The organism is Pseudoalteromonas obscura, assembly GCF_030135505.1.
Classification (GTDB): Bacteria; Pseudomonadota; Gammaproteobacteria; order Enterobacterales; family Alteromonadaceae; genus Pseudoalteromonas; species Pseudoalteromonas obscura.
The window spans coordinates 156,763-170,773 of record NZ_JASJUT010000010.1 but is presented as its reverse complement, the minus strand read 5'-3'; the positions used below and the strand labels follow the sequence as shown (position 1 = coordinate 170,773).

The 14,011-nt window shown below is 42.1% G+C and carries 12 protein-coding genes; 5 read left to right on the top strand and 7 right to left on the bottom strand.

Going from position 1 to position 14,011, the window contains the following annotated elements:
* Positions 1-77 precede the first annotated feature (77 nt).
* Positions 78-1,376 (bottom strand): DEAD/DEAH box helicase, encoded by a 1,299-nt coding sequence (locus QNM18_RS20145; protein WP_284138260.1) that lies wholly within the window; start codon positions 1,374-1,376, stop codon positions 78-80.
* Between the two features lie 57 nt (positions 1,377-1,433).
* Positions 1,434-2,348, bottom strand: coding sequence for a 4-hydroxy-tetrahydrodipicolinate synthase (gene dapA, locus QNM18_RS20140; RefSeq protein ID WP_211008645.1), 915 nt, complete (start codon positions 2,346-2,348; stop codon positions 1,434-1,436).
* 151 nt (positions 2,349-2,499) lie between these two features.
* On the opposite strand from dapA, the gene QNM18_RS20135 reads away from it, so the two are divergent.
* The gene (locus QNM18_RS20135) at positions 2,500-3,153 is read left to right on the top strand and encodes a DUF6058 family natural product biosynthesis protein (protein WP_284138259.1); all 654 of its coding nucleotides are present in this window, start codon (positions 2,500-2,502) and stop codon (positions 3,151-3,153) included.
* 123 nt (positions 3,154-3,276) lie between these two features.
* Here QNM18_RS20135 and QNM18_RS20130 read toward each other — a convergent pair whose 3' ends face one another.
* A complete protein-coding gene (locus tag QNM18_RS20130; protein ID WP_211008643.1) occupies positions 3,277-3,561 on the bottom strand; it encodes a hypothetical protein in 285 nt (94 codons plus the stop codon).
* 188 nt (positions 3,562-3,749) lie between these two features.
* Here QNM18_RS20130 and QNM18_RS20125 point away from each other — a divergent pair, with 188 nt between their 5' ends.
* The gene (locus QNM18_RS20125; protein ID WP_023397844.1) at positions 3,750-4,007 is read left to right on the top strand and encodes a type B 50S ribosomal protein L31; all 258 of its coding nucleotides are present in this window, start codon (positions 3,750-3,752) and stop codon (positions 4,005-4,007) included.
* 84 nt (positions 4,008-4,091) lie between these two features.
* A complete protein-coding gene (ykgO, locus tag QNM18_RS20120; RefSeq protein ID WP_080672543.1) occupies positions 4,092-4,229 on the top strand; it encodes a type B 50S ribosomal protein L36 in 138 nt (45 codons plus the stop codon).
* Positions 4,230-4,378: 149 nt separating this feature from the next.
* On the opposite strand, the gene QNM18_RS20115 is transcribed toward ykgO, so the two are convergent.
* Entirely contained in the window at positions 4,379-8,428 is a 4,050-nt protein-coding gene (locus QNM18_RS20115; RefSeq protein WP_284138258.1) for a rhombosortase-dependent cadherin domain-containing protein, read from the bottom strand.
* 369 nt (positions 8,429-8,797) lie between these two features.
* Positions 8,798-9,184 (bottom strand): cytochrome b562, encoded by a 387-nt coding sequence (locus tag QNM18_RS20110; RefSeq protein ID WP_284138257.1) that lies wholly within the window; start codon positions 9,182-9,184, stop codon positions 8,798-8,800.
* Between the two features lie 66 nt (positions 9,185-9,250).
* Between QNM18_RS20110 and QNM18_RS20105 the strand changes: the two genes are divergently transcribed.
* Together QNM18_RS20105 and QNM18_RS20100 are read left to right on the top strand one after the other, a co-directional pair.
* Entirely contained in the window at positions 9,251-10,342 is a 1,092-nt protein-coding gene (locus QNM18_RS20105; protein ID WP_211008640.1) for an ABC transporter substrate-binding protein, read from the top strand.
* A gap of 190 nt (positions 10,343-10,532) precedes the next feature.
* Entirely contained in the window at positions 10,533-12,185 is a 1,653-nt protein-coding gene (locus QNM18_RS20100; RefSeq protein WP_284138256.1) for a S8 family serine peptidase, read from the top strand.
* A gap of 8 nt (positions 12,186-12,193) precedes the next feature.
* On the opposite strand, the gene QNM18_RS20095 is transcribed toward QNM18_RS20100, so the two are convergent.
* Together QNM18_RS20095 and QNM18_RS20090 are read right to left on the bottom strand one after the other, a co-directional pair.
* Positions 12,194-13,012: an EamA family transporter gene (locus tag QNM18_RS20095; RefSeq protein ID WP_284138255.1), complete on the bottom strand. Its 819-nt coding sequence runs from the start codon at positions 13,010-13,012 to the stop codon at positions 12,194-12,196.
* A gap of 13 nt (positions 13,013-13,025) precedes the next feature.
* Complete coding sequence (locus QNM18_RS20090) at positions 13,026-13,979, bottom strand: phosphotransferase (RefSeq protein WP_284138254.1); 954 nt, start codon at positions 13,977-13,979, stop codon at positions 13,026-13,028.
* Positions 13,980-14,011 lie beyond the last annotated feature (32 nt).

Genomic DNA, 14,011 nt, shown 5'->3' with positions numbered 1-14,011 from the left:
TAAGCTTAAACGCCTTCTAAAAACAAAAAGCGAGCTAATCAGCTCGCTTCAAGGTAAATATCTCAGTCAGTTCGAAATTACTTGTCTAACTTAAGTTTAACGCCTTTTAAGCGGCTTCTAACTGAGCTAATTTTGCTGCGGTTTTTTACTCGTGCTTCACCGCTCGCTTGGTTGCTAGGCCTATTGGTACGGGCTTTACGTCTTTGATGGCTTGGTTTTTTACTCAGGTTATCAATCAAGTTGTCTCGACTTGCAACTTCGTAACCTGGTAAATAGTAACGCTTAATCTTTTGACCAATTAACGCTTCGATATGCAGTAAAAACTGCTCTTCTTCTCGGCTTACGAACGATATTGCCTGGCCCGTATTACCAGCGCGGCCTGTACGACCAATCCTATGAACATAATCTTCTGGTAAATAAGGCAGGTCATAGTTTACAACTCGAGGGAGCCCCTCGATATCAATACCACGTGCAGCAACTTCGGTTGCAACAAGCACACGTACTTTGCCTTCCTTAAACTCTCGAAGAGCACGACGCCTTGCACCTTGCTTTTTATCTCCATGACAAACAGTCGCAGCAATACCGTCAAGCTCTAACTCTTCGACAATAGTGTCAGCGTCATCTTTCATGTTTACAAATACAAGGACTTGTTGCCAATTTTTCTTGCCTATCAACTCTGATAACAGCTCTTTTTTACGCTGTTGTTCAACCGGATAAACAACATGACGAACCGTTTCTGCTGTCGTATTTTCAGGTGTGGTTTGAACAAGTTTAGGTTCTTTTAAAACCTTTTTAGCGAACTGTTTTACTGCCGATGGAAAAGTAGCAGAGAACAGCAACAACTGTTTATCTTCCTTCGCGAGAGATATAACACGCTGCATCTCATCAATAAAGCCCATATCTAGCATACGATCGGCTTCATCCAGTACCAGGTGTTCAATATTCGCTAAATCAACACTACCCAGCCTGACCAGATCAAGTAATCTCCCAGGAGTGGCGGCAATAATATCAGCGCCTTGGGATAAACGTTGCGATTGCCCTTCAACATTTACACCACCAAATACAGCGACAGTGCGCAGCTCGGTGTGCTTTGTAAACGACTCGCAATTGTTAGCAATTTGCTCTGCAAGCTCTCTGGTAGGTGCTAGAAATAGAGCACGAGGTGATTTAGATGGTGTGCCTTTTAACAGGTTATGTATAACAGGCAAGGCAAACGCTGCGGTTTTTCCTGTACCAGTTTGTGCAGTTGCCAGCACATCATGACCTTTTCTGATCACAGGGATGGCCGCCTGTTGGATCGGAGTGAGCTCTTCAAAGCCAATCTCATCCAAGGCTTTTAACAACGGCTCTGGAAAACTAAAAGATTTAAAATTCATAACGACAAACCTGCGACCAATACTGAAGGGCCGCAGATTATACGCCAATTCTCAGCATTAACAAAGCTTAAGTAGTGTCTCATCGACTAAATTAGCTTTTCCACCAACAATATATTGCTCATCGAGTGCATTAATTAGCTGTTGCCCCTCAATTTGCTGTGCTTTAGTCAATGGTACATAAGGCAGCCTAAATACGGGGTTAACTGCGCCTGTCATAATAAGTGCAGTGTTAATTGCAATTGGGTTTGGTTCGCAAAACAGCCAACTCATAAGCGGTTGCAATTCTTTGTTGAGCGATTCATTAGGACTATCCATTAGCTGTCTAAACAGTCGAGGTACTATGTTTGACGTGACAGAGATCACTCCATGAGATTGAAACTTATGGCGACCGTCATGAGCTTCATCATCATTTCCCGACCAACAGGCAATTCCCTGCGCTTCATAATGGGCTATGCGCTCATTACCCGCACATTCCTTAACACCGATAAAGTGCTTATGTTTAGCCAAAGGCTCCATAATATCTGGCGTTATATCTTGCCCAGTTCTACCGGGTACATTGTAAATAAACGCAGGTCCTATTTCTAAAACACGTTCAAAGTGTTCGACCACACCAGCATCCGATGTACGGCCATAATATGGGTTGATCTGTAGCGCAGCATCCATACCTGACGCGAAACCATATTCAGTCGCTTTGATAGCTTCCCTCGTATTGTTACTTCCGGTATTACCAACAATAATAAGCTTGTCTGAAAATTTGTTAACGCTGTGGGCGATCAACATTAAATGCTCTTCCCAAGTCATTAACTGACCTTCACCCGTTGTGCCGCCAACGATGATACCATCAACACCTGCTGCGATTTGGGTTTCTACTAAAGCATCATATGCCAAAAGATCAATTTCACCTGACATTTGATATGGAGTTTTGATCGCCGTGATTAAGCTGGCTTGTTTTATTGTTTGTATACTTCGCATGCAATTTCTAGCTAGTTGTTTATATACGACATGTTTTAACACAATTGACCTTGTATGCCGAGGGTAAAAAGCTCAGTTTTATAAAATTTCTTGCTTATAAACCAAAAATCATACAAACTCAAAATAACTGTATAAATAACCAGTATCAAAAATGAGATTAACTGATTATCTAAAATCTAACTTTTATGACGCCCATGAGCTTTGTAGTTTGCTGAAGATCTCACTTGAGCAGCTACAGCTGTGGCAAGAAAGTAGCATCTTCCCTAACGCCAGTTACAGCATTGATAACCTAATCAAGTGCAGCTCTTACCTTGGATTATATGAATGTGTTGAAGTAACAGATTATTACCCCAGAGCTGCCCTAGACTGGGGACAAATGCTGATAAAACATGAGGTGCAGCACTCTAGTCATGCATATGAATTATTTCAAAATAAATACATTACTACTTTAAAAGCCTGTGCAGACAGAGGCATTGTAAGTGATGATGATAAATTTGGTGATGATTTAATTGAACATATCCAACAGGTTTGGCAGCAGTATTTATGCAGCAAATATGGCGTAATAAGTCAAAATGGCGCAGTTGAAGAGGTTGTGTATATAGACCTCGGACGCTCTTTGGTAGATGCACTAACAGAAGATAGGACGAGCAACAGTGTGCCTCCTGAAGATAGAGCTTTGTTACATGAAGCACTTAAATTATTGAATAGAGCTTTGAGTCATAATGCATCTCACGAGAAACATAATTCGCTTAGGTATCAATACATCGAAAGTGTAATGCAAAAATATGACTTATCCACACGCTAGCCTCATTGTATCTAATCTATTTTTTACAGGCTGCTCAGCTAAATATTTACCCAGATAGATAAAAGCCACCTAAATTCACATTAAGTGGCTTTTATGAAATGAGTTTTTTAATACGGGTTTTGCCTAATTGACTTCACCATTTTCAGCAGATACTAACCGTTCAAAATGTGCTCTAAATATTTCAAACCCTTTTAACACTCTTAGTTTATCTTCGCACAAGCCGTCATACCAAGAATCAAATTTTTCGTCATCATCTTGCTCACTTAAAACCTGATATTGGGCCAGCAGTTCTACAATGTCACTGTGTTCGCAAGTTAGCTCATCCAACTGCTGAGCTAGCGACGAATGATCCTCGTTTTGCAGCTGTGCAATGACACTGTTGTCTAATTGTTGTGATTCTTCGCTCACAGTGTTGTCCTCTTTCTCAATCTCGACTCTAGTTATAACAGTCTGATATTGAAGATCCAGTAACAATTTGCTTATTCGTATAATCATTAGACAAAAGTGTAAAAAAATTTCAGACAAGCAATTGAAAACCATTCTCAAATAGAATAGTATTTGTGACGTTATCACATTTCGTAAGGTTTAATTTTACTATGAAAGCAAATATCCACCCGGATTATCAAGCTGTTGCATTTCATGACACGGCAGTAGACAAATACTTCATCGTTGGCTCAACAATCAAGTCTGACAGAACCGTTGAAATCGATGGTGTTGAGTACCCATACGTGCCAATTGATGTTTCAAGTGCATCTCACCCATTCTATACAGGTAAGCAGAAAATCGTTGCAAGCGATGGCCGTGTTGCTAAGTTCAACCGCCGTTTCAAAAACCTTTCTGCTACAACTAAGTAAGTATTGGTTATTAGTTTACATCGCAACTTTGTGTAGCGATGTAAACTCACCCAAAAGGTGTTTAAACATATTAAGGAGCATAAGTTGAAAGTTCTAAGTTCATTAAAGAGCGCGAAGAATAGACCTGGTTGTCAAGTAGTTAAGCGCCGTGGACGTGTTTACGTTATCTGTAAAACAAACCCAAGATTTAAAGCTGTTCAAGGCAAAAAGAAAAAGCGTTAATCGCTACAAAGTATTTATGAGTGCTTTGCGCGAAAAGTACTCATCACTATTTCACCTCTTACCCCCCTCTAATCCCGATTACTTAATTGATTGAGCCACAGTTGCATAAAAAAAGCGACTCTCGCCGCTTTTTATAATTGTATTTTACTTTAGCGCTTACGCCTTCTAAGGAGTGCAAGCGGTGCACTCAGTAAAGTCAGCCAGCCAAATGAACCTGAATCACCATCTTGGTCATCGTCGTCATCTCCCCTGACATCAATGAGGTTAACTCTCACCTCTGTATATTCAGAGACATTGCCGAATGTATCCTGAGCCCGTACACCAAATCGAATCACATTTTGGAACTCGTAATCCAGCTCACCTTGAACAATAATATCGCCATTACCAGCTATGCTGAACGGCGCACTACCTATCACCATAAAGGCGTCAACTGGTGAAGTATCAGCATCCGGGTCCATAAATTCTAGGCGGCCAATTATGGTTCCAAGCGCTGCATTCTCTCTCACTTCAAAAATCTGACCACTGGGGATATTAGGTGTTCGGTCAGGGACATCTTCGTCATTGGGGTCATCCACAACATCAATTTTCACTTCGACAAAGTTAGATTCATTCCCATCTGAATCAACGGCTTTGACGACAAAAACAAACGCTTGATGAACTTCGTAATCGACTAAGCCAGTGACCTTAATACTGCCATCAGCATCAATCTCAAATGGAACATCTCCCAAAATTGTGAATGATTCTACCGGAGACTCATCCGGATCTGGGTCTTCAAACTCGAGCATGCCAACAATCGTACCGACTTCCGAGTTTTCGCTAACTTCAAAGCTCTGCTCGTCTTTAATGACAGGTGCGACATCGTCATCACCCAGCTCATCCAATACCTCGACATTTACTTCAGTATAATCAGATGTATTGCCCATTGAGTCCATTGCGCGTACAAAGAAGCTGTATTCACTTTGCATTTCAAAATCCAGCTCAGTAGTGACAATAATTTCACCTGTAGGATTAATCATAAATGGCACTTCATCTAAGATCATAAAGCTTTCCACAGGTGATACATCCGGATCCGGATCAGTAAACATTAACATCCCGATAGACGCGCCAGCTTCATTATTTTCCATTACTTCAAATGATTGGCCCTGATCAATCACTGGATCTCTATCAGGTGGAACTGAAATAGTCATATTAAACATTTGTTGACTTTCAAGTTCGCCATCACTTACTGTCAAAGTCATCTCGTCATCAAATGACGTATAAGGCCTTCCTGATAGCACGCCATCAATAAACGACATGCCCGGCACCGAAGGCTCTAAACTTAGGGTAAGTTCACTTCCTTCAATATCTTCTACCTTATCGTTAAAGTCTAAAACAGTCAGCTCACCTATGAATAACCCTACGTCTTCAATAGGTGCAATCACGGGCGCATCATTAACTGCATTGATAGTAATTGTTACAGCAAATTGCCCATCCGGCAGTGGGTCATTGTTTGGTGCTGTTTGACTATCAGTCATGCCCTGGAATACAAAGTTATCTTCGCCAACGTAGTTTTCGTTTGGCATGTACATCACATTTGCAAAGTCTTGCGCTAATACTTCAGTCCCCTGCTCCAATGTGTTCTCACCATTAAGCAACATACCATTGTTTGGAACCTGAATTATTTCAACTGAATCAAACGCATTAGACAAATTGTCTGCAAAGGCAGAACCAACTGCCACTTTCATGTCTTCGTCAGTAGTAAATTCTCGGTCTGATTGCGTTGAAATTGCCACTTTGTAAGCACTGCGCCCATGAGTAAAGGCAAACAGCTCGTTCCCTTTAATCGCAAGCTTAGCGATATTTGTATTCGCCAACCCTAGACCATCAGCCATCCAATTTTGGCCACCGTCAGTTGATACAAACACCCCGAGATCTGTTCCGACAAATAACCTCTGGGTATTGTTCGGATCTACTGCAATTGTCATCGCAGGAATATTTGGAAGACCGGTGTCACTGGCTTGCCAGTTTTGCCCACCATCCGTTGTTTTCCATACGTGTGTCGCATCAAAATTGGAGACGGTTGCATAAATAATTTGATTGTCTGTAGGGTCAAATGCAACAGAGCTTATCGTTACCCCTGACTGAACGGTTGCGGTTGTCCAATTCGAAGCTGTTGTAGCTTGATCTGCTTGATATGATACGTAGATAGCGCCATTATTTGTTCCCGCTGCAACCGCGGTTTCTGTATTTGGTGCGATCCCAATTGAATATACAGAGCCATCTAATGCCGCAGATGCAGCTGACCAATTCGCTGCTTGGTCATCTGTTCTCCATAATTGACTACCGCCTATCCATAAGACTTGTGGGTTTGATGGCGCCATTTCAAAACGGGTTATAAATGGAAAACCATTATCACCAGTAATACCATTGACAGCACTGGTAAAGCTTTGTCCGCCATCTGTAGACTTTCTTAATGATAGGCGCGTAAATTCGCCAAACATAATATCAGGATTGGTCGGATCGATGGCCGTCCATCCACCATCACCACCAAGAATTTCTACCCAGCCATTAAAACCATTGTCCACTCCGACCAAAGTACCGTTATCTTGAGTTCCGCCGAAGTAACTTGTGCCATTGGGCTTGACCGTACCATGATAAAACTGAGTAACTGCATATCCATTGTTAAGCGTTGACCAGCTTACTCTTTGTGTTGGATCTGCCGTTGAATTACCGCACACTTCGCTTACCGTTAGTCGACCAGACAACGCACTGTCTGTTTTTTGGATTCCGCCATCATTGGCAACAAACATGGTGGTATTCGTTGTACCGTTATAATCTGGATGAAAAACAATTTCATGTTGATCCGCATGTGCATACTGTGGGCTTGTGGGGTTTAGCCACCAAATACTGGTCGGTACGAATGTTTGGGCACCATCGTCAGAGCGAAAGACATCTATACCACCTGTCCACACTACGTCTGGGTTAAGAGGATCAACCGCGATAATATTGTCATACCAACCCTGATTGAAAAACTGCGGCGTACCACCGGTACATTGATCTAACAATCCAAAATACGTATTGCTGAGCAACAAGCGAGTAAACGAATCGGCAGTATCTTTGGTCACTGTTTGGGTCCAATTCACCCCCATATCTGTGGACTTGTAAACAGAGTCCATCCCATGATCATTGCGATTGGCAGCCAGCGCATAAATAATATTGTTATCTGATGGCGCAACAGCAATAGTAGTTCGGCCTTGTTCGGTGCCAGCAATGACTTGAGACCAAGTCTCTGCGGCATCAGAGCTGCGATGAACTCCGCCAGCATTAAAAGAACCACAAGCCGTCAAAAGTACATCCGTACCTGACTGGGATAACACAGTTAAATCAGTACAGCCTACTGAGGTACCTTGAGGCACAAATTTGGTTTCCCAAGAAGTACCACCATCTGTCGACTTATGCACACCCGTTCTCGTTGCGGCGTAAATCGTATTCGACTCATTTTGACTGAACTTAATCTTATTTACATATTGAAAATTAGCATTGCTTGCAGTGCTCGAAATCTGTGTCCAAGTCATCCCCGCATCTTCTGATTTAAATAAACCGTCACCGCGCAATGCGTCGAAATTAAACAGGCCTTCACCAGTACCAGCGTAGAGAATATCTGCATTACTTGGATCAAACGTTAAAGTCGTTACTGCAAGGTTTGTCGCCAGATCGCTAAGTGGCTGCCACGACGCACCCGCATCGGTTGTTTTCCATACCCCACCAGCGACACCTGCTGTATACATAATATCGTGATTTGTAGGGTGAATGATGAGAGTCCGAGTTCGACCGCCAATATTTCCCGGACCTAATTCCTGCCACTGACCAAGCTCTTGATTTTGCCCGTCAGGTGCATTTAAGTTGGGCTGAATTTCTGACAGCAATGCATTATTTGCTATTGAAAACTGCGGCATCTGTTTAATGTGCTTTAATGCGTCAGAATACTTTTCAACAGGCAGCGAGGTGGCACCTACTGGCAGCCTTTGTTGAACGTAAAATTCTTGTGCCTCTTTCGGTTTGTCGTAGCGCTTTGGCGATTGCGACTTTTTCTGTGCTTTCTTTTCTAAAAACTCAGCTTTACGCTCATAAGGTGTCAAAGCTTGATCTTGCAGCGCAACGTATGATGCACCACCAAGCGCAATGGCGACAGCAATACTCACAGGGTGGAGAAGTCTCATTGGTTTATCCCTTTTCACTTTTTAATGTTTAGAGTGCCTATCAACCTTGGAGTCGAGACTTCTTAAATATGACTACAGACAATTTGAATGACAACGCACCAAGCGCTTCACCCTAGCACGCGCAGAGTACGCTTTGTTATCTCAACACTTAACATCGTTCTCTTTTAGATAGGTATCCGACTAGAGTGTAGTAACAAACGCACATTAAACATAAAAAGTTTTTTAAGAGAGGTGAAAAAAAACAAAAGTTTGAAGATGAAGATATAGCAGCATTGACATACTGCGATGACTGAACCACAAGTTTAATGGCTCACTCTAGCTGGGAGAATTACTTCTGTTTCTGTGAGTTTTATAACCAGACAATATACTCTATTTACCAAATAGCAGTTCCCAAACACTCGGAGGCTCATGTAACTGATGGTATTCCTCGCGAAGTGAATTAATTTCTTTAAGTGCTTTGCGTGCTCGCTCTGATTGACCTTTGTTAGCCATCACAATCGCGCTCTTAGCGACAGCTATAGATTTATTCAGGCCTTCAATTGATTGGGCTTTTTTATCTGCTTGAAACCCCGCGTTTTTTGCCTGCTCGATCAACAGAATAAAGCGTTCCAAATGACTAATCATTTGTTCTCTATTCTCAGACTTTATCGCCAGTTTATACTCGTGACCCATTTTTTTCATGATCTGGTTGAGATCGCTCGACTCTGCATATACTGAAAAGCCCAAAAACACAGCTATAACCAAAACAAACTTCATGACGCCCCCTTAAAGTTTGCGCTAGTATATATAAATAAACTTTGCAAACAAGACCAAATATACGTAATGGGAAAATTGACTGTAAGCTGTCGAGAAGTATTTGTATTCATTACTTTATTTTGCGTAAGCTACCTAAATCCAATCAGTGCTGTCGCGGCTCAAGACTCACTACCCTTAAAAGTGACATTTGTAAACCCAGGCTCAAGTGGTTTAAACCCGACAGGTAACTTTTGGCTTAACGTCTCCAAAGTAATGAATGCCGTTGCACAAGATACCAATATTGAACTCACTATTTTATACGCCGAGCGAAATCATATTTTGATGAAAGAGCTCACTAAGCAAGCGCTAGAGTCTGATGCTGATTACCTTATTTTGGTTGATGAAAAACGTGTTATTACAGAAGCCTTGCTCAACTCACCCAAAGTCCACCCAAATATTTTATTTTTATTGAACAGTCCTAATCAACTCGAAATAAACAGACTGAGCGCAAAAGGTTTTGGCATAAAAGCAGCCATCTTACCTGACAATTATCAAGCTGGAAAAGAACTTGCACGAGAGCTAGTAAAAAAGGTGCAAACAGATTTATCAGCCGATGAGTCGTTTTCTATGCTGGCGTTTCTCGGCGATATCGCAACAAACGCAGCCTTAGAGAGAGAGCAAGGACTACTGAGTTACACAAATCGTATTTCAAATGTAAAGGTTGTAGATAAAGTTGATGCCCATTGGTCTAAGCAAAGAGCCCATCAACTAGCCAGAGGGCTGTTACGGCGACATAGGAATGTGGAACTTATTTGGTGCGCGAATGATGCAATTGCGTTTGGTGTTAACCAAGCAGCAATTGAGCTTGGCGTCAGGGATAAAATAAAAATTGGCGGAGTCAATTGGGACAGTGGGCACGAGAATAAATTAGATGTATCCATTGGTGGTCACGTCTTCCTAGGAGGCTATCTGCTTATTGAGCTTAAAAAATACCAGCGTGGGTTAGTGAAGTACATCGGTACCCAAAAAGTAGCTATATTTCGCCCCTATAGCAGTACTTTCGAACCAGTTTACAAAGCTATACATGAAGATAACTTAAATCAAATAGACTTTTCACAATTCGTTGACGGAAAGAAAAGTTACACTATTATGACCTTAAACAAAGAATTAAATTTTTGACCGATTTTTAACCAAAAAATGAATTATTTAAATACCACAAAGCAATAAATGAAATTCATAATCTAAATTAAGATTTTATTATAAATTTATTAACCCCTTCTGTTTTTAGCGTATTTTTTGCACTGTTGACAGCCTCCCAAATACCTGTTTTAGTTAAATTGGTTAACAACATGTAACTAGGACAAACAAAATGAAACATAACATTCTAACAAGCACGAAACACACATTACTTGCCCTTGGCGTTGCGTCTGCGCTTGGTGCTACAACTGCACATGCAGCAGCATCTGAACGTATGATTGTCACATTAAAACAAGAATCGATGGCAAACGCACTACCAGTTGCGTTATCACAAGCTGAGATGGCTGACTTTAAATCTCAGTCTCTTGAACTTTTCGCAAATGACATCAATGCACAAGCGATTAAAACACTACCTAACATCAACGCTGTTGTTATGGAATTGACTCCTGAACAGCTTAAACAACTAGAGGCTGATGGTAATGTGGCCACTGTAGAAGTTGACCCTAAGCGTTTCGTTCCTGAAGCGATTGACGCGAGCATTGCACCTTTTGCTGAGTCAACACCTTACGGTATTACAATGGTTCAAGCTCAATTAGTCAGCGATGCTGCAGCAGCTAACCGTAAAGTATGTATCATGGACACAGGTTACCACCGTGACCATGAAGACCTTGTCAGTGTTGGTGTGACGGGTGATGACGGCTATGGTTCAAATGATACAGGCCTTTGGCACAATGATGGACACGGTCACGGTACTCACGTTGCAGGTACTATTGCAGCACTAGGCGGCAATGGTACTGGTGTTGTAGGTGTGAATGCATCTGGCAACCTAAAACTACATATTGTTAAAGTTTTCAATGATTCAGGTCGTTGGGCTTATGGTTCAGACCTCATTGAAGCAATTAATCAGTGTGAAGCAGCTGGTGCCAACGTTACAAGCATGAGCCTTGGCGGAAGCGGCAGCTCAACGGCTGAAAGAAATGCGTTTGACCAAAGCTACCAGCGCGGCATGCTACACATTGCAGCAGCAGGCAATGGTGGTAACAGTGCTCTGAGCTACCCAGCGTCCTATGACAACGTGGTTTCTGTTGCAGCTGTTGACAGCTCAGAAAACAAAGCGTCTTTCTCGCAATATAACAGCCAAGTTGAAATCGCAGGCCCAGGTGTTGGCGTAAACTCAACATGGAACAATGGTGGCTACAGAAGCATTAGTGGTACATCAATGGCTACGCCACACGTATCAGGTGTTGCAGCACTCGTTTGGAGTAACTTCCCACAGTGTTCTAACGCTCAAATTCGTGCAGCTTTAAATGCAACAGCTAAAGACAAAGGCGCTGCAGGTCGTGATACATCATACGGTCACGGTATCGTTCAAGCAAAAGCTGCGTATGATTATCTAGCACAAAGCTGTGGTGGTGGCGTTGATCCTGCACCTGTTGCAAACTTTACATTCTCAACTTCGGGCCTAACTGCAACATTCACAAATGGCTCAACCGCAGGCACGTACAACTGGACATTTGGTGACGGCAATTCAAGCTCACAGAGCTCACTAAGCCACACTTATGCTCAAGCAGGTTCGTATGACGTAACACTTAAAGTTACTAACTCTGCTGGTGACTTTGATACAGTTGTTAAGCAAGTAACAGTTGAAGATGCAGTAACACCTCCAGGATGTTCTGGCTTAAGTGCTTGGAGTGCATCAACGTTCTACCGTGTCGGTGACCGAGTGTCGTATAAAGGTTATGAGTACAAGTCAACTTGGTGGTCACGTGGTGCTCAACCAGACATCTTCAGCAATGTTTGGAACAAAGTAGGTAAATGTAATTAATTCATAACCTATTGCGAGAATAAAACACTCGTACACAATATAACCCCAACACAGGTCCACTGAGTTGGGGTTAGCTTTTCTTTGAATACATAAACTCCGATTAAACCAGCCCCGATTATGCCAATTGCTCTTTTAAGCGCTTCTAAAATGCCAGGTTGAATGGATTGCAAAGCAATGAACTGCAATGTAACAGCTAATGAGAAACACAAAGCGGCTAATACCCACATTGCTTTGTGCTTGCTAAGTTTATCAAGTGACAATGACGGTCTAAACAAAATAGAATTGAGTACTAACACGATAAACGTGACATAGAGAATATGAAAATCCACCGGGCTATGTTGCAAAGCTTGCTTATCAAAAACGATACATAGGCCCCAACAAAACGACGTTACCAAGATATATCCGGCGCCAGGTTCTTGAACCGACAACCTTCCTCCTTGCAAGATGAATGACGCTAGTACCAATACTGCGACCGCAACCGTTTCTGTTAGACTTAACGCTTCTCCCATCCAAACCCAAGCCGCAGAGCCTGCGATCACAGGCGTCAAACATAACATAGGTAGCATAACAGCCACCTTACCTAGCGCCAAAGCCCGGATAAAACACACACTTCCCACGCCAGCCAATACACCGCTGATTGTTGCCGGATAGAAGTAGTCAAACTGTGGCAGTGTTCGGCTGAAAGACAACCAATAAACAAGGTATGCAGGTAACACGGTCGCGCTAAATACAACCGACATTGCTGGAGCAGAAAAGAATGCGGACAATCGTTTTCTGACATAGTCAAATCCAACCCAGCATAAGGCACTTAATAGGGCAAACTCCATACTTGTGACTAACTTATAATTTGCAAAGCGCGAGTTGCGTTTGGGTTTTCATATATTGATTGATCTTAGGGTGTTCAGGCTTCCAACCTGCCAAAAAACGATGAAAATCGGCCCATATAAAACACCAACTTTCTCGCCACTCATTTTCCAAAAGATCAACCTCAATTGTCACGTTTTGATTTTTAATCTGCTCTCTTAACTCTGTAAAGTAGATATCTAAAAGATTTGATGCACAAGAGCTGAGTTGCTCTGAATCTAACACAGTTGTAAATAACAACATCACATCAGAGAGGCCTAATCCAATACCTGTATGTTGAAAATCGTAACCGATCACTGACGTATCATTGAACGCAAAGTTTGCCAGTTTAGCGTCGCCATGGATCAGCGTTTTAAATGTCACCGCATCGAGCTTTTCATTGATTGCATGGGCCGCACTCTTTAATGACGAAGCTGGCATCTTTTCAAATTCGTCAGGTCGAGTTTTTAAATGCCAGTAATTACCATAACCCAATAAACCAAATGAAGACTCACCTCCTCCAACACGTAGCCAATTTGCATGAAACCCCGCTAGCCATTTTAGAGTACGCTCAATATCACCACTATCTGCATCAGCCTTATTATGAAAACCTCGTTGCTCAAAATCTTCCAATATCGTGACAAAAGTCCCATCAAATTCATGTAGCTCAATTACCTTCGGTGTGTGACACGTCATAGGCAAGCTTTCGACATAATGCGTGTAAAAATACTGCTCTTTAACATAACTCCGTACTTTTCTTTGCAACGAAAAGGGAGTCTGTCGAATATTTACATGTTTGAGATCATCAGGTACCTTGCTCAGCTTAACCGCATATTTACAAGAACCAATTTGGAATTTATCCAAGAATCCACAGCCATTCCATAAGGCCTGAGCACTTTGTTCATGTGTTTGGAGAGAGTTAAGGTAGTGTGAGTAAAGAGAATGCTGCATAAAAAAACCGTTCGCTTTTTTATGCAGTTTAT